At 51.7% G+C, this 20781-nt stretch carries 18 protein-coding genes and 4 pseudogenes; 10 read left to right on the top strand and 12 right to left on the bottom strand.

Annotation, left to right across the window (positions count from 1 at the left end; all coding sequences use genetic code 11):
- The first annotated feature begins 12 nt into the window (after positions 1 to 12).
- Both WH299_RS11155 and WH299_RS11150 read left to right on the top strand, forming a co-directional pair.
- Positions 13 to 1293 carry an MFS transporter gene (locus WH299_RS11155; protein WP_339550295.1) on the top strand — a complete coding sequence of 427 codons (1281 nt, stop codon included), beginning with the start codon at positions 13 to 15 and terminating at the stop codon, positions 1291 to 1293.
- Positions 1294 to 1387: 94 nt separating this feature from the next.
- A pseudogene (locus WH299_RS11150) lies at positions 1388 to 1594 on the top strand (magnesium chelatase domain-containing protein); the annotation flags it as partial.
- Between the two features lie 579 nt (positions 1595 to 2173).
- On the opposite strand, the gene WH299_RS11145 reads toward WH299_RS11150, so the two are convergent.
- Together WH299_RS11145 and WH299_RS11140 are read right to left on the bottom strand one after the other, a co-directional pair.
- The gene (locus tag WH299_RS11145) at positions 2174 to 3082 is read right to left on the bottom strand and encodes a hypothetical protein (protein ID WP_339550294.1); all 909 of its coding nucleotides are present in this window, start codon (positions 3080 to 3082) and stop codon (positions 2174 to 2176) included.
- A 254-nt stretch (positions 3083 to 3336) separates the two neighbouring features.
- Complete coding sequence (locus WH299_RS11140) at positions 3337 to 5010, bottom strand: DUF262 domain-containing protein (protein WP_339550292.1); 1674 nt, start codon at positions 5008 to 5010, stop codon at positions 3337 to 3339.
- 99 nt (positions 5011 to 5109) lie between these two features.
- Between WH299_RS11140 and WH299_RS11135 the strand changes: the two genes are divergently transcribed.
- The 4 genes and pseudogenes from WH299_RS11135 (at position 5110) to WH299_RS11120 (ending at position 8721) form a co-directional block, all read left to right on the top strand.
- A complete protein-coding gene (locus WH299_RS11135) occupies positions 5110 to 5370 on the top strand; it encodes a hypothetical protein (protein ID WP_339550290.1) in 261 nt (86 codons plus the stop codon).
- 88 nt (positions 5371 to 5458) lie between these two features.
- Positions 5459 to 5946: pseudogene (locus WH299_RS11130) on the top strand (SIR2 family NAD-dependent protein deacylase); the annotation flags it as partial.
- Positions 5947 to 5997: 51 nt separating this feature from the next.
- Positions 5998 to 7374 carry an ApeA N-terminal domain 1-containing protein gene (locus WH299_RS11125; RefSeq protein ID WP_339550289.1) on the top strand — a complete coding sequence of 459 codons (1377 nt, stop codon included), beginning with the start codon at positions 5998 to 6000 and terminating at the stop codon, positions 7372 to 7374.
- A gap of 573 nt (positions 7375 to 7947) precedes the next feature.
- The gene (locus WH299_RS11120) at positions 7948 to 8721 is read left to right on the top strand and encodes a hypothetical protein (protein ID WP_339550288.1); all 774 of its coding nucleotides are present in this window, start codon (positions 7948 to 7950) and stop codon (positions 8719 to 8721) included.
- A gap of 345 nt (positions 8722 to 9066) precedes the next feature.
- Here WH299_RS11120 and WH299_RS11115 read toward each other — a convergent pair whose 3' ends face one another.
- Positions 9067 to 9993, bottom strand: a complete 927-nt coding sequence (locus WH299_RS11115; protein ID WP_339550287.1) for a DUF4238 domain-containing protein — start codon at positions 9991 to 9993, stop codon at positions 9067 to 9069.
- Positions 9994 to 10256: 263 nt separating this feature from the next.
- A complete protein-coding gene (locus tag WH299_RS11110) occupies positions 10257 to 10589 on the bottom strand; it encodes a hypothetical protein (RefSeq protein ID WP_339550286.1) in 333 nt (110 codons plus the stop codon).
- Between the two features lie 516 nt (positions 10590 to 11105).
- On the opposite strand from WH299_RS11110, the pseudogene WH299_RS11105 reads away from it, so the two are divergent.
- The 3 genes and pseudogenes from WH299_RS11105 (at position 11106) to WH299_RS11095 (ending at position 14130) form a co-directional block, all read left to right on the top strand.
- Positions 11106 to 11502, top strand: a pseudogene (locus tag WH299_RS11105) (hypothetical protein).
- Between the two features lie 68 nt (positions 11503 to 11570).
- Positions 11571 to 12557, top strand: coding sequence for a hypothetical protein (locus tag WH299_RS11100; RefSeq protein WP_339550285.1), 987 nt, complete (start codon positions 11571 to 11573; stop codon positions 12555 to 12557).
- A gap of 91 nt (positions 12558 to 12648) precedes the next feature.
- Positions 12649 to 14130: a Shedu anti-phage system protein SduA domain-containing protein gene (locus WH299_RS11095; protein WP_339550284.1), complete on the top strand. Its 1482-nt coding sequence runs from the start codon at positions 12649 to 12651 to the stop codon at positions 14128 to 14130.
- A 322-nt stretch (positions 14131 to 14452) separates the two neighbouring features.
- Here the strand turns inward: WH299_RS11095 and WH299_RS11090 are convergent, their stop codons facing one another.
- Genes WH299_RS11090 through WH299_RS11080 form a run of 3 tightly spaced genes read right to left on the bottom strand, consistent with a single transcriptional unit; the run spans position 14453 to position 15753 of the window.
- Positions 14453 to 14842 (bottom strand): hypothetical protein, encoded by a 390-nt coding sequence (locus WH299_RS11090; RefSeq protein WP_339550283.1) that lies wholly within the window; start codon positions 14840 to 14842, stop codon positions 14453 to 14455.
- A 2-nt stretch (positions 14843 to 14844) separates the two neighbouring features.
- Complete coding sequence (locus tag WH299_RS11085) at positions 14845 to 15315, bottom strand: hypothetical protein (protein WP_339550282.1); 471 nt, start codon at positions 15313 to 15315, stop codon at positions 14845 to 14847.
- 42 nt (positions 15316 to 15357) lie between these two features.
- A complete protein-coding gene (locus WH299_RS11080) occupies positions 15358 to 15753 on the bottom strand; it encodes a DUF6957 family protein (protein WP_339550281.1) in 396 nt (131 codons plus the stop codon).
- Between the two features lie 155 nt (positions 15754 to 15908).
- Between WH299_RS11080 and WH299_RS11075 the strand changes: the two genes are divergently transcribed.
- A complete protein-coding gene (locus WH299_RS11075; RefSeq protein WP_339550280.1) occupies positions 15909 to 16364 on the top strand; it encodes a helix-turn-helix domain-containing protein in 456 nt (151 codons plus the stop codon).
- 277 nt (positions 16365 to 16641) lie between these two features.
- Here the strand turns inward: WH299_RS11075 and WH299_RS11070 are convergent, their stop codons facing one another.
- The 5 genes and pseudogenes from WH299_RS11070 to WH299_RS11050 form a co-directional block, all read right to left on the bottom strand.
- On the bottom strand, positions 16642 to 17676 hold the full coding sequence (locus tag WH299_RS11070; RefSeq protein ID WP_339550279.1) for an AAA family ATPase: 1035 nt from the start codon (positions 17674 to 17676) through the stop codon (positions 16642 to 16644).
- Positions 17661 to 19223 carry an ATP-dependent nuclease gene (locus WH299_RS11065; protein WP_339550278.1) on the bottom strand — a complete coding sequence of 521 codons (1563 nt, stop codon included), beginning with the start codon at positions 19221 to 19223 and terminating at the stop codon, positions 17661 to 17663. Before WH299_RS11065 ends, WH299_RS11070 begins: the two co-directional genes overlap by 16 nt.
- Positions 19224 to 19417: 194 nt before the next feature.
- A complete protein-coding gene (locus WH299_RS11060; RefSeq protein WP_339550304.1) occupies positions 19418 to 19951 on the bottom strand; it encodes an SH3 domain-containing protein in 534 nt (177 codons plus the stop codon).
- Between the two features lie 77 nt (positions 19952 to 20028).
- Positions 20029 to 20488: pseudogene (locus WH299_RS11055) on the bottom strand (hypothetical protein).
- The gene (locus WH299_RS11050; protein WP_339550277.1) at positions 20485 to 20694 is read right to left on the bottom strand and encodes a hypothetical protein; all 210 of its coding nucleotides are present in this window, start codon (positions 20692 to 20694) and stop codon (positions 20485 to 20487) included. Before WH299_RS11050 ends, WH299_RS11055 begins: the two are co-directional and overlap by 4 nt.
- Positions 20695 to 20781 lie beyond the last annotated feature (87 nt).

Genomic DNA, 20781 nt, shown 5'->3' with positions numbered 1-20781 from the left:
ATCAATCGGTCCATGTGGGGCTTGCCGGCCCTCGACCGGCGCCTGCTGAAAATACAATTCAGCTTTTTGCTGGTGGTACTCGGTGGCCGCTGCAACCAACTCGCCGTGGCGTGGTGGGCCTTGCAGGAAACCGGTTCCGCCCTCGCCTTCGCCAACATGATCGCCTGCTCCATCGCGGCAGAGGTGCTGGCCCGCCCGCTGCTGGGATGGCTGGGCGACAAGTACAACAAGATCCTGATCCTCAGGCTGGCATCCCTGACCAGCGTGCTGACCGCGCTGTCGATGGTTTTTCTGTCTACGACTCAGCTGTTCAACCCCTGGAGCGTCGGCGCCCTGATGCTAGTCAGCAGTGCCGTCGCAGGTGTGCGTGACCCGTTGCAGTCATCGATCATTCCCTTGTTTGCGCGTGACGATCAGGTCTCACTGGCCATGCGCACCAAAAGCATGCTCTCGTCCGTTTCCAACCTGCTTGGGCCAGTCATGGCCAGCGCATTGATTTTCAGCTTCGGCACCACGCTGGCGTTTACCGTCGACTTCTTTGCGATGCTTGGCGCGGCAGTGCTGATTACCTCGATCCCACTCCGCCTCGGCGCCAGCGCCCCCGATGAACAAAGCCCGGCTGCCAGCGGCTGGCGCATGATTTACTCGGGGTTCAAGGCGGTCTATCAGGTGAAAGTCGAGTTCTACCTGGCCCTTGTGGCGATGCTCGTCAACTTTGCCCTGTTTCCGTTTTTTACCATCCTGCTGCCGCTCTACGTGAAGACGGTTATCCACTTCCCGATCACTTACCTCGGCCTGCTGGATGCGTGCTTCGGCCTGGGCATCCTGGCGGGCAGCTACAAGATCACCGGTTGGTTGACCTATCGGGTGTCCCGCGACCTGTGTGTCGCCGCAGGCTTTGCGCTGTTGGGCGGCAATATGTGGCTGGCCGGCACGCTCTCATCGATAGTCGTCGTGCCCCTGGCGTTTTTCTGCGGTGGGGTGGGCCTGATGCTGATCAACATTCCGACCTCTGCCGTGAGGCTGCTGGCGACCCCCAAGCAACATCGCAACCGGATGTTCGCCACCGTGTCCTTCCTGTCCGCGGCAGCCAGCCCGTTGGGCAGTTTCGCCATGAATGGCTTGATCGCTTACCTCGGCGTCGCCCTGACCATCGCGTCGCTGGGAGCGATGGTGCTGGGGTTGTCACTGCTGGTGTTCCTGATTCCCAATTTCCGCACCTTTATGCGCACCCCAGACACTCAACTCAACGGCGCTTACCTGGATAAGTATCCCGGCGCCTTTGCACGTTGATACGTCCTGTAAAAGTCTGATTCGTTGTACTTCCGTTCCCTCGACTACCTTTGAGAAACCGCAGGAAGCGGTCTCCATTGTTCAAGGAACGAGCATGTCCCTCGCCATCGTCCACAGCCGCGCCCAGATTGGCGTGGAAGCCCCCGCCGTCACCGTCGAAGTGCATATGGCCAATGGTTTGCCATCCCTGACGCTGGTGGGCTTGCCGGAAACGGCGGTCAAGGAAAGCAAGGACCGGGTGCGCAGCGCCATTCTCAATTCTGCGCTGCAATACCCTGCCCGCCGCATCACGCTGAACGTGTAAAGGTGTCTTTCAAGGCATGGACACTGCCAAAGACCACGGCATACAGAGGCATTGACCCCGCCTATGGACGTCCATACTTAAATGGATTCAAGAGACATAACTGCATCCCACCGACACTCTGCCCTAACCCACTCGGGCTTCGTCCATGGCCAATGGGGTGCACTAGGGATAATAACTTCACTCACTGCCTGAAACCCCTGCATCAATTTCGCAGTATTCCACTGCCGATGCACGGCCTGCTGGAGTCCCCCATTCCTGATGCGATGCACTTGGTCAACTCCATCTTGAATTATGTGAGCACGGATTATCCGGGCTTCGATTCCAGATATAAGATCGGGGGCGTAACGGACAATGAGGGGGAGAATTGGAGCCCCTCCGGAACCAGCATAGCCACGAGACTGATACTAAATCTTACACGTAAGACTGCTCCCGAAACGGCACTTTAAATATCAGGACTTGGCGAAGTATGCCGTTTCGGATTCCGTCCCCGAATTCCCCTCCAGGATTTCAGCCAGCAAAGGTAGCGTTGAATTGAATTCACTTTGCGATGTTAGCCAGCCATGGAACAGCTAAAATCTACCTAAGTACCTCTCGCGCCAAGCCCCACACATCAGACGAGCTCAGGGATATATCAGAACCCTCCGCCTTAATCCTTACCAGCGGCCAAACGCTATCAACAAAAAGGTTAAGGGCAGCTGGAGGAATTCTCCATGGAAAATATGTGTTTATTAGTGCGCTCGGGGCTTCACGCCAAATCTGCTCTACAACACCAAAAGTTCTAAGCAGGTCTCCATAATACATCGCACCTTTAGAGGACAAACCTTGCAACGATATCATTCCTGGACTTATGTAGGCATTACCATCGCTCAAAATCAAAGGCATATTGAAATTCTCGTCTCTATATTTTTTAACCTCTTCGATAGAGCTAGCTGAGATATTATGCCCCGTCATCAAAGATCTATACCCGGCAAGCTGATCTGGCCAGTTCTTCAGAATTATATTCATGATGCCAATGTCATACCACAGATCGGGAAATTCCTCCCCGTGGCTACGTACATCGATAAAGTACATAGCTTCTGATGAGATGCAGAGAAGGAGAACACCTTCTGTTCTTGATACATATCCATGTTTCTCTATATCCTCGCCAAGATGTAGATGATATACGCCCCAGTGATTGTATAATTTGTCTAGATTTTTTAGCCTACCCCAACCGCGACTTAGGTGAGGCCAAATATCGCCCCCCTTTTCTGCCTTGCGCTTGATAAAGTCAACTGACTGAAGCTTCTCAGGATCGCCTTTTATTACATCGCTCAAAAATACCTGCCTAGGTTTAGCAGTAGGGATTCTTAAAACTAAATCGTGATAGTAATATGGAATATTTCCATAGCGCACACCTGAAAAATTCACCCCCCAGCTTTTCAAGGTTTTTTTAATTACCTCAATATATTTTACAACCAGTTCGTCTTGGTAGGGCCTTGAATACATTCTTACCATCTCCCTGAACAGTAATAAACCATCGACTCACTATAGCAATAACACTTTAATAAAAAATCGACAATTCGAGATAATCAACAAAGCTACAACTACCAGTCACAGAACAAAATCCTGCAATCTATACACATCAACTCAAACCACCCACGCATTTTATTTACCCTATGGATTAGGAGTATTGCTGAAGATAGCGACCGGCCTTTTTAAGGAAGGACACCAACGAATTGGTGCCCCCATCCTATTTTTACTCAGTCCGCCCATTCAAACCTGATAAAATCTTCGATGCTTTTTGCTCGAGCTAGAACCATATCCTCAGTCCAAGATCCAGCTTCATGAAGCTGCTGGCCAACATGTATCGTGGCAATTAATCCACAGCTTCGGTAGACGTCGTTTTTTTCAACCGGGGGCTTGGCTTTTAGCGAAGAGTTTGTTCCAGGTGGCAGCATCGTCAGATTCCCGAGGTGGTGCATCCACTCAACGCCACTGCTTTGTGGTGCAATATGTTCTATGGAGTTAGCGGCATCCTGCTCCCATATCTTGCTCCACTGACTCTCATTGAGCTTCTGCCCCGCGAGCTTTGCCAGGTGCTCGTCATAACGGTTCAGCACATAGCGGAGCTGATTTTGCCAGCCTTCGTAACTGCTCACCCAATCAATATTGTTCAAAACCTCGTCAATCGAATAACCCTTAGAGAGTTTTTCTAGTCCACTCAGAATTTGATCTTTATCCAGGTTGCTCCGGTAGATTTCATAACCAAGACGGATGTATTCCCCAACCTTGTGACGGCTATCCCGGCCCGCCAGCTCGTAGATTCTGAACGTTGCGCGCTCCCATTTACCCAGCAGCTTTTGCTCTGTCTTCTTGTCGAATTTCCTCAGGAGGATCGCTGCTGCAACAAACCGAGCATGCACAATCCGCGTTACGGCCCGAAGGCGTGGGTCTCGGAACAAGCGTAGGTTCGCTTGCACTACTGCCTCGAGCTCATGACCAATCTCTGCAATCGTTCTTAACTGCGTGCCCGCCTTAAGGGTGAGCAGTGCGGTCGAGTCTGCTTCACTGGGAATCCGATTTGGTCGCGCGTCAGAGGCCCATGCTCCTGCGAAGCGGAGAGCTTCATCCCCGATTCGTGTACTGTCTTCCAGCGAGCGGTAAATACCCCGCCAGACGTCTTGCATCTCAGACACTGCCTCATCGCGAGTACCACCCTCAACGTGCTCGAAAATGAGTGCCATCAGCTGGCTTTTAAGCTTATCGATCCATTTGACATCCAGCCCACGACTGTTAAGAACCTCGAAGACTCGGTAAACCGTAGCCTCTTCAGAGATCTCATGGTAAATGATCGTTAGCTTATTCCTGACGGTCACCAACAGCTCAAAGATCGTATCTCCACGAGCCAACCATTTGCTCACAAAGAGCTCGCAGTCACGGGCAGCATCCACCAAATTCTGATCTGCAGCAGTTTTTGCTGAGCCTTCCTCCACCACCCCCTTGCGGACGTAGTTGGTGAAAACCTGACTTGCGTCATGGTTTGTCTGGAGCAGAATCAGGGAATGGTCGTCTCCCTTTACAAGGAGCTCACCTAGCTCCCGTCGCACCTTGGCTTGCGTAGCATCATCGTTGTCTAAAGCCTTCTCAATCGCCTTCATAAGGATGATGAGGGTCGTTACACGTTGTTGGCCATCCACCAACTCGACAGTCTTAAACTCGTCGACGCCGATAAGGCGGGTTTCTTTCTCCTTGGCCAAGGCGACCAAAGTAGCCATGAAATGCTCCCGACCAGATCGAAATGCCTCCTCGATGTCGCCGAATAGGTCTTTACGCTGGCGAGATTTCCAAGAGTAGGCGCGTTGGTATTCTGGGATTCGAAAAAGCCTGCCCTCAAGCAAACCAGCAATCTTGAGGTGTAGTGGATTGAGCTTCATGCGCGTTCCTTGCTGTAGAAATGATGAGAGAATAGCCATTGGCCATCAAAAATAGCTAGAGCTCATCCTCCCAGCTCTACCTGACAGAAGGAACACGACATGAGTCTACGTAACAATGTATTGGATGCTGTAATCGACGGTCACCTTGGCAAAGGCCTCGTTGTTACGAGGCAAGCTGTAATCCAGTTTTTCAGCGACGTTACTGAATCCTACACAGGCGTCTTCCTATCCAATTCAGAGATGACCACTGGCGTTAGCAGCCCAACCTATGACCACTTCACGCAACGGGTTGGGGTAGGCACTTACCGCATTCATCCTCAAGCGCTTTTGGATCGTATGATTGAACGAGGATTGGCTTAGAATTTCCTGGTTTGGATGACGACATCAGCTACCGATTCATAGCCCATAGTGCCGGCACCTCAACTGAAATCCACCTCAAGGAATGCTCATGATCACCAGTGCCCTAGCTCAGCAATTGAGGGAGGCTCAGCACGTCGTAGTCTTCACTGGGGCGGGTGCATCAGCGGAGAGTGGCATCCCTACATTTAGAGACGCACTGACGGGTCGATGGGAGCGCTTCGATCCTGCCCAACTTGCGACAAGCGAAGCATTTAGAATTGACCCAGCGCTTTGTTGGGATGGTATGAATGGCATCGCAGTAAGGTCATCCAGGCCCAGCCAAATGAGGCACATCGCGCTATCGCTGAGCTTGCCAGCTATGTGCCCAAGCTGACTGTCGTCACGCAGAATGTTGATGACCTTCATGAGCGAGCCGGCAACCTTGATGTAATTCATCTGCATGGAAGCCTGCATTCACCCCGCTGTATCGATTGTGGGCAGTCGTATACCTTGCCTGTCACGTCTGACCCCCTGCCTGAAGATGGAAGTCGGATTGAGCCGCCGAGATGCAGTGCGTGCAATGAGTATATTCGGCCATGCTCATTCATTGCCTCAACGCACCGTTAAAAGACTCCCAGGAGTAACCTGATGCGCGTTTCTGAACCCACCGTAAAAAATGGATTTTTCTTTACTCCCGCCGAACCTGATAAACGCTATCCAGGGACTCTTAAGATCCTGGATGGTGGACGAATTGAGCTCCATCTGACGTCAGATGAAAATGCGTTCGTATCACTCGATGAGATGTTTATCGGTCGTCTGATAGGGAAAATCGAAGGTGGGTACACCACTCTCGAAGACTGCTCCTATGAAACCATGAATTTGTCGCTCGGCGGCGGTGCCGCTACATCTCTGATCACCGCTCGGATCGCTTACATCGGGATGGGGATGCCTGAAGAGTGCGAGTTCGACCAGTTTGAGTTTGCCGTGGATGAGCTGAGCGAATGGTATGGAAAATCCGCCTTCAGACCGATCCTAGGGATGAAACCTTCTGACTGCGTAATAGACTTTGGCATGCCGTCGATTGTCACATGCACCCTGCAGGAGGGTGTCTTACTTGAGATCGGGATGAAGGCTACCTTCCCAGGTAGGGTCAAATACCCAGTTACCGAGCTTCGACAGCAAGCGTGCCTTACCGTCAAAGCCGACTCCCGCAAGCCGCTATCTTTCTTCGTATCTCTCTCGCACAAGATCACCCGCTTCCTAGCTCTATGCATCGGGCACCCAGTCGCGATCCATTCGCTTCGCGTAAGCTCTAAAGAAGAAGGAGAGGAGATACCTCGCTGGCAGGACGTCTACTTCCAGAGCTTGAACAATGGGACGACCGCCAAGAAAAAGCGTGCTCGGGCGATGCTACTTCCTTACTCGCAAATTGCCGAGCAGTTCAGCGCAATGATTCAAGTATGGTTGGACGAATACGACACGCTGATGCCAGCTCTTCATCATTATTTCGCCGTCCAAGATGAAGGCTTGGCCTATAACGATACAAAGTTTCTGGCCATCGCCCAGGCACTTGAAGCCTTTCATCGCAGGACGCTACCAGGGAATAGGTGGTCGAAAGCGGAGTTCAGCAAAAAACTTGCAGGCATCGTGGAAGCAGTGCCCGAGGCTGAGCGGGAATGGGTCAAGCAACGCCTATGCTTCGCGAATGAGCTGACATTAGGTGAGCGGCTGGCCGCACTACTTGAGCCCTTCGTTGAAGTATTTGGAGGAAAGACGACCGTTGAGTTAATGGTAAAGGACACCAAAAACACTAGAAACTATCACGCCCACTACGATGAAAAAGGTGAGAAGAAGGCTCTGAAGGGAGCCGCGTTGGTAGCATTGGTGCTTCGGCTTCAAGTTCTGTTCACACTTTGTCTACTCGGACGCCTTGGCATGCCTCCAGAGCTAGCTATAAACCTGGTAAAGCAGCCAAATCTCGCCCGTCTCCTAGGGAATGCCAAACACATCCTAGCTGAGGAATAATCCATGCTCTATGGGGCGCAGGTCTGGACGGTGCAGGTATCCGATGTGCTACTTTCGATTGGTACGTCCTGGATTGTTAACGCGGCTGCAAAGCTTTCACCGGCGACTGTCGCTCTCATCAATCCTGTGCGCTTCAATATCTGTAGCCAGGAGCAGCTTCTCCAAGGGCGTGCCTAGGTCATGATGGAGAGTATGCTTCGCGAGACGTTCGGCGACCATCCTGCCTTGTAGTTGGTTGTGGTTCACATCGCTTTTGCTTTGGGCTTGGCATTCCGGGCACGGCTGTCGTGAACCAAACCCTGGCTGCACCAGGTTTTGGCCCCCTAGGCGTCCATCCTCAAGCCTTCGGCCCATAGTGGGCCGGCGCACTCCGCTTGCGCTCGACGCTTATCTTCCAAGAAACCAGGACACTCTTTTCCTCTAGGTCTGCGCCACCTCACCATAACCATCTCGCACCTATAATCGAGACAGCGTGAATTAGGTCGTAGATGAAAATGCAAGGTTCGAGGAGACCTTGCTCCGGCTCGTCTTCCCCTCCATCATTGATGGCTCTAAGGATTAGCGAGTAGGGACATGAGCATTACTGATAGCCGAGCGTTCATTCGGGAAGTCAAAAAAGCTCCTCAAAACTTCTTCACCATCCACTATTCCTGCCAAAGCCTGTACGACGACAACGAGGGGCTCTCACCTCGAATTACGTCAATCGCCATCACCCACTACGCAACGGGTCAAGCGGTCAGTTTCTCTACGCACTCCATAGCTGAGGAGCTGCGAATTGGGCGGGACGATGTAATGGCTAGCTTCGATGCAATTGAGCTAGAGCTTCTGACCGGCTTTTACCGATTTGTGCGTGACCGTCGCGACAAATTCTGGATTCACTGGAATATGCGAAATCTGACCTACGGGTTTGAACATCTGGAACACAGATACCGAGCTTTAGGCGGCAGAGACGCTCCAATTATCCCTGTTGAACGTCGGCTGAATTTGAACGACCTACTAGCAGACCGCTATGGTTCCGGCTATGCCAGCCACCCCAAGATGAAATCACTGATAGAGCTGAATGGTGACATTCCTCGGCATTTCCTGGAGGGGAAAGAAGAGATTCAAGCCTTTGAAAACAAAGAATTCATCCGGATGCACAACTCGACTTTGTCGAAAGTTGGCTTCCTGAACTCTACAATCCGAAAAATGGTAACAGGTAAGCTCAGAACCGCGTCAAAGGGTATCGGGGTCGCCCTTGATCGGCTTTTCGAGGCCCGGTTCGTCAAAGGGGCTGCTCTTGTCGCCACTGTTATGGGGATCGGCGTTGGAGTCTGGCAGACATACCTTTGGGTAACTGGAGGGTAGCTGCAGCCATTACGGCTCCGCTAGAGCCGCTACAAGCTCACCCTTTACTTAAGAGCTGGTTCATTTGGGTCGTGCTGGTTTGGCTAATCATTTCCCTCCGCATCCCCCTGAGAGATCAAGTGGCACAATGGCTAGGCGCATAGTGCCGCGTCCAAGCGGGTATTTATGGTGTACAAGCCCCGATAAGCTTTTCGCTTGAATAGATCGCCTGTGATCGCCCCGCGCAGGCTCAGGTCGAGCAGCACCTCCCTTGCTGTACGGTAAACGCGCTTTACGCCCTCAAGGGCGGCTTTGGTCAGCAGGCAGCTGACCAGTGCGACTAACGCGAAGAAGCTATTGGAGTTGTTACACCAACATATTACCTAATTGCATAGCTCCACCCTTAGCTATGTAATTGAAATTACAATTTGACGCAATGACGCGCTGATAGCTATTTGCGATTAGCTTGCTATTCAGCATTGCCACCAAATATTTACTCGCTGCCTGCACACCGTCCTTTCCACCAAACTCACCCACTAGAGCCAAGCTCTTTGAAACCGGAAAATAAACCATTGTTTCAGGTAGGCCAAAGCCCGGCGAAACAAAAGCAGAGGTCGCTGGTTTGTTGAAGGTCAAACTCACAGGGTTATCAGTAGTGATAAATTCTCCAGCTTCATCGCCTGCTTTTAATAAAACCCAATTTCTTCGATGGAGAAGCTTGGTTATTTCCTGCATACCAACCAGCTCCATGTGTATCTGGTGCTCCTTGGATACGGACACCTCAAATGCACCCCGTTCAAATAATTTTTTCATTTCTTCGAAGGTTGCACCACTTGAAACATCCTTTCCTGTACTTTTTTTGATTTGAGCGACCTGGGACTCCCATCTCTCTTTTGACTCCAAAGTCATAGCCATCATCAGGTGTGCGATCTGGACTTGCGGCCCGCTCAAATGTCTTCGCATTTCTGGAGACTTGATTGCCAACATACCAATCAGCTCTAGAATAGTACATTTCGTTTTACCAGAAAAATCTGACGACTCTCCAAGCTTTTTGAGTGCTGATGCTACTTCACCTTCAAAATTAGACTGTGTTTTCTCAATAATTTCGGGATCTACGCCATCAATTTCTACACGATTGAAATCACGCATGCCGCCAACATTTCTTGGAATTGTTTCAAACTTACTTTTGTTTTTTAAGTCTAGTACAGTAAGCTTTGAATTCTTAGCACTTCCTTGTGTAAAACCCTTTAGGTAACACTGGGATAGATAATGATGATGTCTTGATCCACTCAAGGTCTTACTCCCTAGTATAAACAATTAAAAAGCCTGATTCTATATCACGCGCTTTTAACAATGTCGATTGGCAGCCGTGACTCATGTCCTTGAAGATTGATTTACGCAGTCAGGAACGGCTTATAAAGGCTGGATCGATTGCGGTCATAAACCCAGCTCTGGGTACGAGTAGGAATAATCAAGCGCATCATTTCGGCAGATTCTGAAACGCGTGGACAGTGAGACTCCTCCCCCTCAAATGACATCTGTTCACCCTTATGCTTTTACATCGACTTGACCGAGACGACTTCAACGTATTTGTACTTCTTCTTGGCAGCTTTCACAGCCTCCTGCTCAGCCAGCAAAGAGCTCAATGTGTCAGCTTCATGGATCAGTTCGTACGTTTCCCCCTCGAATTCGTTTCCGACCCGTAGCGTAACCTTGAGCCGAAGGGTAAACGCTTTTGCAGGCTTCTTCTTGGCTGCGGGCGCCGTCACCGGTTTGGTGGGCACAATTTCCGGCACAGGATCCCGTGCCGGAGACGCAAGAAGCTCTTCGAGCTTAGACGTCCCAAACAAGGCACGACGCATTTCTTCTTCAGTTAAATCAGCGCTCATAAACGTCTCAATTGGGGGCAATAAGCTCAAAAAGTTTACTGGGACGGCTGCGGCAAGGGGCAGTCTGGGGCATAAGTGAAGTCAAACACCCAGGTCAATTTCAAGACAGGAATCTCACCAAGTCCGCGAAAGCAGCTCCTTTGGCAACCGAGTCATGAGCCCGTCCGCTAAGTCAATGGCGTGACGAGCGTGCAACGTCATGACGCGTCTTAAACTGGTGTTCGGCCCTGTATGAAAGCCCCGACTAGCTCTTGGGCAATTTTCAGTATATTCAGCACATCCTGGCCCACCTGCTTGGTGGACAGATGCTCAACTATTGGTTTTTTGGGAGCGTGGTATTGCTCCACAAGCCTACGACCACCTGGCTCGGCCCGTCTGAGCCCAAGTGGTAGAGAGCCATATCCCATAGCTGACGCTCCTCAGCTATATCCAGGCGACATCTAGTCATTACGGAGTTCTGAGCGCATGAGGCTCTTTCTTGATTGCGAATTTACCCAGCTCTAATCTGCAGCGAAGCTGATCTATGGCACTGGTAGGTGAGAATGTGTGCGAATTCTACGTTGAATTGCAGGATACGTGGCAGGCTAGTGATTGCAGTGATTTCGTAAAGGAGATCGTCCTTCCGCAACTGCGGGGTGCCAGCTATTCGCTGCCCACAGCTGAAGCCAGGATTTCGCTGCTCGGGTTTCTGACGTCGTTCGAAAAGGAGGTCGAGATCGTCACGGATGCTCCTCAGTACGATTGGGAGCTTTTTTGCGACTTGGTTTATGAGAGAGGTCACTGGCCCAGGATCGTTCGTAATTTTCCTACCGACCCAACGACGCTTGCTCCGCCTAGCGAGGGTGAAGAGCTACCTCACCACGCATTGCTCGACGCCCGGATTATCGCCGGTATGTTCGCGTCAGTGAGCTGAGGGAACGGAGTATCCTGATCACATGCACGGATCAAAAGTCTAGATTTGGCTAACGGGTGGGGCGAAATATGAAATGGAAGGCACGCACTACGGAGCAGGTCGGAGAGCTCATCTGCGGGGAAAACACAGAGGGGTATTTCCACTACCTCACCGGCCCAAACCTTACTCGCTTTTTCAGGGATGCAGATACCGAGTTTGTCCATGACGGCTCAACACGCCGATTCTGGGTGGCGGATGTTCTGCAGAAAATCCTGGATCTCCCAAGTTCAAATCCGCTAATGCCGCCTGACGCTATGCTCCGGGTGATCCGCCTTCTCATGGACAGTGAGGATGCCTTCAACGAAAAACCACCCCGCCTGAATGCACTCAAAGCGCTGAACGCAGCGATCAAACGAGAGGGCTTCGAAGCGTTCTACGGAGAGGACGATCAGTGCTATCTGCGTCACTGCACCACCGGCACAGTAGGGAACGAATCCGCGAGTCCTCACCGTCCACTTTCTGCCGTGGAAATTGAAAAGAAGCACCAGTTGGTTGCCTACCTTGATCAGTGTTCAGAGGATGATCTGATAGAGCATGTTCTGCTTCCATTGTTTAGGCAGCTGGGTTTTGCTCGGATTACCTCTGCCGGACACAAAGACAAAGCCTTGGAGTATGGGAAAGACATCTGGATGAAGTTCACGCTTCCCACCCAGCACGTCATCTACTTCGGCATTCAGGTGAAAAAGGGAAAGCTCGACTCCTCGGGAGTAACGAAGGGAGGGCAAGCCAACGTCGCCGAGATCCACAACCAAGTGCTTATGATGTTGGGCCACGAGATCTTTGACTCAGAGCTCAGCAAACGCGTTTTGGTTGATCACGCTTTCATCGTCGCGGGTGGAGAAATCACCAAGGCTGCCAGAAACTGGATTGGTGGCAAGCTTGACCAATCCAAACGGAGTCAGATCCTCTTCATGGACAGGGAGGACATCGTCAACCTATTCGTCGTATCACCTCTGACTGTGCCTCAAATGCCGAAAATCTCTAGCGACCCATTCGACGACCCAATCCCTTTCTAGCAGTATGCGCCAACCTAAGCCCTTGGCTGGCTTGCGAGCACCAACGCCAAGCCCCAGTAATGTACCGCACACCTAACATCAGGGATGACAAATGTCTTCAATGCGCCCGTCTCAATATGCCATACAGCAGCGCACCGATGGCGGCCCATTTCTTCGTTTTGACAATGGCGAAGCGAGAGGGCTGAGCGAACAAGAGCTCGAAGCAATTGAGTCGGGAGAGTACAACGAAAATGACTTCCGGGGCTCCGCGCACGTTTACTACAGCGACATCCCCCTTCCGAACAATGGGCCGGGCTGGCATCTCATTTTGATGGTCACCCCGGACTATTTAACCATTTACCCCATCAACGCCCGCTCGGGGAACGCTGAGTACGGCAAGCCTAAATACGACAACATTAAGTCGATAGTGATCACCCGCCCTGTTTACCAAGAATATACGTATCCTAGTAACCAAGATGAGCTTGATGCCTTGCTAGGACTTCTTCCTGTCGGGCTCACCAAAGACTGGCGCTACGGTCTTGGCTTCCACTACGAATACCGATACATCATCCAAGCATTGAATGATCTGGAGGGGGTCGACACACTAATCCTGCATGGTGGGCCTGGAAACTCTGATGCGAAAATTAAATACGGTGAGTTTTACTTAGGCGTTGAACGACTTGAGCAACTGAAGAGAAGCTTAGACCGTCTAACTCAGCGGCATCAGCGAGAAACTGCTGCAGACAAAAAGCTTGTTTGTTACACGAGCCTTCTGCACAAAGCGGATCCAGCGCTCTATCCTCCCCGTCAACGTAAACTACCGCCAGATCTGCTTGCCAACTTGGTAGCGCTGGGATCAATGGCACCTCGGCTATCACCCAAAGATCAAAAGCAAGCCGCCAAGCTCGCTCAGCAGAGTGTCCCATCGCTGGCGAAATCTGCACCAGAGACTTTGTATCAGCTCAAGTGTGAGATCGAGCTCATCACCCTCGGCGAACTCATCGAAGTCTATCGAAGAATGATGGACAGCAAAGTCACAGAGCCTCGGTGGCAAAAGTTTCTCAGCGAGCACCCCTTTGTTCTAGATATGGCATTCGGGTATCCCGTCAAAAAAATCGCGGATCAGCCCTACGTAGGTGGCAAAGGTTTCAGCGGACGCGGTGGTCAGTATTCAGATTTTCTCATGGCGGCCAGGGCAACAGGAAACCTCGCCCTAATTGAGATCAAACACCCACAACATGAACTGCTTGGCAAGTCCTACCGCCAAACATTCGTACCGTCCTACGAGCTCAGCGGTGCCGTAGGTCAGATCGTAAGCCAACGCAGTGTGGTTCAGAGAGAGATCTTCAGCCTCTCCCACGAACTCAACGAACGCGTCCATGCCCATGCGATTGCGGCCATCATAATCATTGGTCAAACGCCCGCAGACGAAAAGCGGCAACAGGCTTTCGAGCAGTACCGTAGCGGCCTGAAGGATGTGTTGGTGGTGACATTCGATGAGTTGCTGGTAAGGCTTGAAAGTATTCATCAAGCACTTACGCCCAAAGCTCCACCCAAACCGGTGCCAATTCCGGACGAAGATTTACCGTTCTGAATCGCCATCCCTATCAGGAAGTTCTTCCAGCCGGGGTCACAGTAGATCTGGTCGACTCCAGAGTCGGAGAGCATTTTGGATAACGATCCCGGAACTCTTGGGCGTCGGTCTCAGGCAGAGCTTCGGAGGGCTGATTCATCGTGTTCAGGCTCATCAGGGGTTGAGAGCCACCGCGTGAACCTGAAGATCAAGATGGCAAGCGGAGCGCGCAGGCCCTGGATGGGCCAGAGGCTTGAGGGTGGAAGCCCGCCAGGGCCGAAACTCGGCTTGTCCGGGGTTTGCCGCCACCGAAGCGGGGCAAGCCCAAAACACCGATCAGCGACTACTGGAGGCGATCAGGCGTTGGCAGATACCTGTCTCCCGCTATGCGCATGAACTCACGCAAGCTACGCCGTCCGACGTCCCGCCTGAAGGTCGCAATGACGTACTTCGAGTTGACCGTATTGATCACCCAAAACCTGCCTTCCTTCGTTACGGACTGAATGTCGGATGTCCGAATCAGCCGACCATCTGCTAATCGTTGGTACGGCCCAGGGCAAATGTGACCGAACACCACACCAACAGCACTGCACGCATGAATATGGACATTCACCAGGTAGGCCGTGACCAGCCCGTTGTAGTCTTGATTCACTGCTTTGGCGATGCGAAGAAGGTCGAAGTCCGAGTAGCGCTTTTCGTGTAAATCAACTGCGACGGTATTGATGTCGTCCATAGCTACAGAGCCTCCGACGCTGAGGCTACGCCGGCGGTTGCAGCACTGCGTCGATATAGCTCCCTGACCCCAACCAAGGCATCGACATCCAGGTCGCGTTGATGGGTATTGACGTACACATCACCACTCTCGACCTGCACAACGCAGATTGGCACTTCTGCCTGGTTGAACCCCATGGAAAGTGATTTCAGCTTTTCCATCTTCCAGCCTGACCCTTTGTTCATCCATGCCGGGGTAACGACCTGGACGTCTTGAATGACCAAGCTCTCGTCTTGGGATACCAGCAGTTCCACCAAGCGAGGCTCATCGTTCAGCATCTCTTCATAAGCTACGAACCGTCCCTCATGCCGGCGCTTGAGGCTTACGTGATACCAATGGGTCGCGAGGGTTCGTGACATCGCGTGAAAATGAGCGAGGCCGTCGCCGAACATTCCAACAGGGCCAGCTTGGTCTTGCATGCAAATCCGGAACATCGTGTATCTCGTATAGAGCAAGCCCGCATAGCGCACCTGCGATTAACATAAGCCGAATATTGTCTTCAGTGACGCAGTCATTTCGCGCCCCTCACCCACCAATACGTAGACCGTGTTACGCGTCTCGAACAAGCAAACGCCATCGAATGATTTGCACAGGGTCGAGCGCACCCACCCTCCAGGCGGAAACCGTCCATGCCCGTCATAGATAACGCAGTGGGCATACATGAACATTGGCTCCAGACCGGACGCTCGTACTTTCGCAAGTGACTCGGGGGATTCGTCTACGTGAAAGATGAGCCAATCCTCGACGGTGCAATACGCCTTGCCAGGGAAGCGTTCGGCTACTAATGCCTCTACCTCCGCGTGAGACAGCGACGTGCCTGCTGAGGAGATCCGCCCGTTCTGGAGCAACTCGTGCTCAGGAGAATTAGGCATAAATTGATGATCCTGTTGGCGACAAAGAAAATAAGGTTATACGCACGCACAGATGGCTAAGTGGCACACCAAAAGTCCCATCGCAATGACTATATACATTTGTGTGGGACACATCAAACGCGGCATACCGTCTCCTTTTGGGAGAGGTGAGCTGGATGTCCTTGCGGAAGGCATATGCGGCAACGCTACAGTGGCTGAGGGTTCGACGTGGCTTATCGCAAGCAGACCTCCAGCATCAGACTGACCAAGGTCACATAAGCCGGCTGGAGGCATCGACGACGTCAGTAAGCGTCGACCTCAGTGCCGACATCGCTAAAGCGCTAGGCTTAATGCCACTGTCCTTTCTCACGCTCGTGGCCGCTGCCGATGAGGGCAAGACCGCGCGCTCAGTTTTGGATGACACAATGAAAGAACTCATGCAGCTTGGAGTTCTAGATGAAAAGCTACCTGCCGAACCCCAAAAGCTCACTACACCCCAGAGAATCGCTGCCGCAGAAAGACTCAAAGCGGTGCGCGATCTTAAGGCGGCAGGCCTTTCTCAAGCGGAGGTTTGCCGGCAATTAGAACTGCCCAAGAGCACAGTTAACCGGCTGTGGTACGTTAGCGGTTGACCGTGTTCAGGTCTCAAACTCAAGAATATCAGCGGCCTGCCTTGCAACGGGAACAACGTTCCGATCAATAGGTTCTGATCCCTGATCGGGTCGCTCAAGATATGGAGACTCAGGAATCTCCCGTCGGTGAACGGCACATACAGCTGCATTGGGGAGGTGGAGCAGGGAAAGCCTGGCGACTGATCACGCTAGGTGTGATGCCAGGCAGTTACCCTTCATGCTGATCATGTTTGCCGGGCAAGGTCTTAGGCCAGAGATCATCACCTATGGCTCCGACCTAATATGTTTTAAATCGTTTGAAAAGTTTTTCGGGCGCCAGATACAACCTCCCGCGTGTCCGTGAGAAGGCAACATAGAGTTTGTTTTTTGTCTGTGGAGAGAGCTCGGCAAGCGAGGATTTTTCGTAGACCTTCCAGTGAGTAGCACCCAGCACAACGCATACATCATTGTAGTGATCCAGACCTTTACTGGCACCCCAGTTGTTAGACAGACACCCGTATTTATAATGTTCCTGGTAGAACAGCTTCACCACGCTGGCGTCCGCGTGCACGGCGTCAGCATCAACTTGATTGGCCAGAGGAATGATTTCGGTTTCATAAGTATGCTGGGACTGCATATCAATGTGCAGATGTGTACGAATAAAATCACATACGGTGATGCCACACCTCCAACTTCGACTCAATGTCTCCTTGTCGACGGTCACACCCGCCTTTTGAAAAAGCTTTTCGTATTTGCCGATGTCAGCGTGTAGCGAGCTATTCACGTTTCCATCACGACTGGTGTCGAACGTATGTTGGTGGAAGTCACCTACAAACAACATCTCAAGTTTGGCTTTCGCTAATGCCATTAGCAGGTTGAAGTCATGGCCTGCTAGATCTTGAACTTCGTCGACATAAAACTCATCGTAAAAGCGCTCCATTCGCGCCATCACGTCAGGAATTGCATCAGCGGTCTCTAGGAGCTTTGCGAGGCGGTTGTGGTAAAGGCTGCCGCTTGTAGTGGCGTAATATGCCATATTGTCCCGCTTGAGCTTTAGCGTACGGGCGTGCGGAGCTCGAAAGCTGATTCCTCGTGTCTGCATATGCACCTGCAGCAGAGGGCGATAGCAGAAGCTATAAAGGAACGTGAAATAGCTCAGCAGGTTGATGTTTTTTGGCACATGGCCAAACCGTTTGATAATGCTATCGCGCAAGTGGCGATAGTTGTTCTCCGTGTAGGTGATTATCAGTGCGCGCTTTTCTAGGCTCAGACGCTTCACTAGCAAGGTGGTCTTTCCTGACCCTGCTACAGCGAACATCACTCGTTTATCCATTGGATTGCCTCCGCGATGTAGGCCGGAACGGTCAGTTCACCAGGCTTCCCTTTGAGCAGCTCAAACGCGGCTTCTGCCTTGTTGGCCAGCATGTATTCCAAGGGGGAAAGGGTTTTCCGTCCTGGCCCAAAAGCGGTCTTGCAGGTTTCCACGTTGTCGTTGTGCAACCCGATTTCGAAGGTTGAACGCTCATTGTCTTCGTCGGCAAAGACTTTGGCATTGTCCGAAGCGAAGTCGATGTAGTTTTCTACGCAGTTTTTCTGATAATCCTTATCATTGTCTCTTATGGCTGCGACTCGAATTCCAAGCAGGTTAGCGAGCTCCATGTACCTTTTGAAACTGGTGCCACCAATGGAGATTATGTGAACGTCATCGACATGCGGCAGACGCCCATTTGTGCGTTGCTTATAGAACTCTTCCACCAGGATGAATTCAGCATCACCTTCAACCAATATCACCTTCTTCGAGAGCGCGAACTCCAAGACATTGTTGTCCGGTGCCTTCATGAAGAATTCTGCGGTGTCAGTTGACAGGGCTTTAAGTGAGCCAGCAGCTGCATTCGGGCCGATCAAAAGGGCATGCCGAAGATCAAGCCTTGAGCAAATATGGCTGCTGTGGGTTGCGATGAAAAGCTGTGTGCTCTTGTTCTCCGCTAGCTTAGCGACGAGTGCTTTCATGGAGGAATGACTGAGATGGTTTTCAGGCTCCTCCAATAGCATTACATCTAATCCTCCTTGCTTGTGCTTGCTCAGCGCAAATTCGGTCTTGATGAAGCACTGCCTTCCTTTCCCATGGTTCTCAAGCGGGATATTGTCTTCCGTGATGATTAGGTCAGTTTCCAGGTTCGACCGGACGCTACTCCGTACGTCAAATTGATACGCGGGTAGGTCAGCGTTGAGCGCTGCTAGATGTTGTCCTGTAAACGCCTGCTTTCCTTGGCGATACAGGTTTTCAAGCTTGTACCGGTCTTCTACGGGTGCGTTGAAAGCGTATACGGCTCGGGTGTATTCACGAGATGCGTGGTCGCCATCAATGCGTGAACCGTCTAGCATCATGTGCTTAATGGGACGATTGAATGCTGCGTAGGGCCTGCCTGCGAACGTTTCAAACCGCACCGAGTAATATTCGAATGGGAAGTTCGGTTGATCATCAGCCAAGATGGCTTGTACTGCTTCGCCATACTCGGCCATCACCGCAAGGATCATGCGCACACCGTCAGTCTGGCGCTGGTGGGCATTGTTGGTTCCATAGAGTATTTCGTCGTCACCTTCCTCAAGGAAAACGTCGACTATCAGTTCAGGTAGTTTCTCTAGGCTCTTCTCCCCCGCAAGGAAGGTCGTCACCGAATCCTTGTTGAGCAGAGCTTCAGCCCCCAAAGCTTCGATTCGATTGCGACTTCCACCGAGCGCCAGGTCTAAAGCGAGCAAAATGCTGCTTTTTCCTGCCTCATTGTTGCCAATCAGCACGGTCTTCCCAGGCTCGAAATCGAGCGTGAGCGATTTGAATTTTTTGAAGTTCTGGATTACCACTTTCCTTATGGTGTGCATGTCTAGCCCTGAGCTGAAAAAGTCAAAAAAAGGAGGATGAACCACCTGAAATGTAGAGTCAGGCTGGTCACGAGTTCATCACCAATACTTAGCTACCTACAATGAAACTAATCGAACCGAGATGGCCTCGTGCTTGATGCCTCCAAAGCACTTGCAAAACAGTAATCCTCGGTAAGACATCATCTGCTAATCGCTCATACGCCGTAGCGCTTGTTTCCACCTGATGTAATGCAGTACCGACCACCCCTAGGCCCGATACACACGTTTCCAGAGGAACACAGGCACGATAAACCGTAAGCTGGTGTTTGTTGGCGAGCAGGCTGTGCTGGCTGGGTCACTGGTTTGAGTTTCGACGGGACGTAGCAGCCCGATCCGCTGCACAGGCTTTTGGACGAAAGCCATTTCGAAGTTTGACCATCAATGCTGATGCGCGCCCATTCATTACGGGTCTCAAAGACCTGAACCTTTTCACCACGCTTCAGCTTTGAGACGACCTTACCGGCTGGTTGATCCCGGACATTGAGATTATCAGCACTCACAAAGTGCTCAGTAGCAGAGACAGGGGGCGGCGCTGATGGTGAGGCTGGAGAAGCCGACGCTAACGTACTCGGCGCGCTCAGAACGCCTGACTGTGCGGGGGCTGGAGACGTGTCCTTCTTCCCCACTGCCCACAGGACGGCAAAAAGAATAAGGAGCGGGACAAACCATGATTGGGACTTCTTGCGCATATCCATTGCTCTCATTCGCAAGTATTACACGGCTGTCTTCCTGACCAACCTGACGTCATAACCTATTGCGAGCTTAGCTAAGCTTCCACTTTTTGCAGCCTGTGCAGCTCCGAAAGCTCGGGCCTGCCAAGATCCATTACCCCAAACAGCCGACTCCTTGCCTCAGGGGAAGGGAACCACTCCGCAACTTCCACATTGCAGTGTCTTGAATCGCTCAATGCCCATTTCAACACCATGTCCGCTGCGGCTCTGTAGTGATCAGCCATGAAAAACCTCCTGTCCTCGACGGGCCAGCCACACTCCCTTAGTTGCTCAGTCACATCAGTGATGCCCGTTTCACAAAAAAACGCGTCTGTATCAGGGTACTGAATCTTTGCAAGCGAGACTTTTGCGACCCCTGCCTCTCGGTCAAAGTACGACAGGAAGTGCCACCCACCGGTGCTGCATCCTGGGAGGGGGAAGTTGATTTCGGCTTTGCCAGTTATGTAGTGCTCGCGTGAGACCCGTTTAAGATAAGTCAAATAGCGGCTGGGTCATGGAAGCTTTTTGAGACGGGCAAGACCTTGCTTGATGTAGCCGGCGTTCTCGCCGATTGTGTAAAGCGCTCCACGGACGTTATCCCCCACATCCGCTTGGCCTCGCGCTTCTACCTGGAGGGTTAGCTCCATCAGGGCCGCCTCAAGGGCAAGTTGGTTTTCGTACATCCTTTCCAGCACATCTGATAGCGAATATTCACTCTGCACTTGATCACCTCCATTGTAAGAGCCGGCAGAATAGAAAGAACGAAAGCATGTCGTTGATTGATATTTAACATGAGTTTCTGAGGGCCA

This window comes from Pseudomonas sp. MYb541 (assembly GCF_037479595.1).
GTDB lineage: Bacteria > Pseudomonadota > Gammaproteobacteria > Pseudomonadales > Pseudomonadaceae > Aquipseudomonas > Aquipseudomonas canadensis.
Note: the sequence above shows the minus strand (reverse complement) of the source record. Positions and strands in the feature narration are given on the sequence as shown.

Bases quoted from the DNA above. Each gene is read 5' to 3' on its own strand.
- WH299_RS11100 (WP_339550285.1), top strand. From the start codon at position 11,571: ATGAAATGGAAGGCACGCACTACGGAGCAGGTCGGAGAGCTCATCTGC.
- WH299_RS11075 (WP_339550280.1), top strand. From the start codon at position 15,909: ATGTCCTTGCGGAAGGCATATGCGGCAACGCTACAGTGGCTGAGGGTT.
- WH299_RS11120 (WP_339550288.1), top strand. From the start codon at position 7,948: ATGAGCATTACTGATAGCCGAGCGTTCATTCGGGAAGTCAAAAAAGCT.
- WH299_RS11155 (WP_339550295.1), top strand. From the start codon at position 13: ATGTGGGGCTTGCCGGCCCTCGACCGGCGCCTGCTGAAAATACAATTC.
- WH299_RS11140 (WP_339550292.1), bottom strand. From the start codon at position 5,010: ATGAAGCTCAATCCACTACACCTCAAGATTGCTGGTTTGCTTGAGGGC.
- WH299_RS11065 (WP_339550278.1), bottom strand. From the start codon at position 19,223: ATGCACACCATAAGGAAAGTGGTAATCCAGAACTTCAAAAAATTCAAA.
- WH299_RS11060 (WP_339550304.1), bottom strand. From the start codon at position 19,951: ATGCGCAAGAAGTCCCAATCATGGTTTGTCCCGCTCCTTATTCTTTTT.
- WH299_RS11090 (WP_339550283.1), bottom strand. From the start codon at position 14,842: ATGGACGACATCAATACCGTCGCAGTTGATTTACACGAAAAGCGCTAC.
- WH299_RS11145 (WP_339550294.1), bottom strand. From the start codon at position 3,082: ATGTATTCAAGGCCCTACCAAGACGAACTGGTTGTAAAATATATTGAG.
- WH299_RS11085 (WP_339550282.1), bottom strand. From the start codon at position 15,315: ATGTTCCGGATTTGCATGCAAGACCAAGCTGGCCCTGTTGGAATGTTC.
- WH299_RS11095 (WP_339550284.1), top strand. From the start codon at position 12,649: ATGTCTTCAATGCGCCCGTCTCAATATGCCATACAGCAGCGCACCGAT.
- WH299_RS11070 (WP_339550279.1), bottom strand. From the start codon at position 17,676: ATGGATAAACGAGTGATGTTCGCTGTAGCAGGGTCAGGAAAGACCACC.
- WH299_RS11080 (WP_339550281.1), bottom strand. From the start codon at position 15,753: ATGCCTAATTCTCCTGAGCACGAGTTGCTCCAGAACGGGCGGATCTCC.
- WH299_RS11110 (WP_339550286.1), bottom strand. From the start codon at position 10,589: ATGAGCGCTGATTTAACTGAAGAAGAAATGCGTCGTGCCTTGTTTGGG.
- WH299_RS11135 (WP_339550290.1), top strand. From the start codon at position 5,110: ATGAGTCTACGTAACAATGTATTGGATGCTGTAATCGACGGTCACCTT.
- WH299_RS11125 (WP_339550289.1), top strand. From the start codon at position 5,998: ATGCGCGTTTCTGAACCCACCGTAAAAAATGGATTTTTCTTTACTCCC.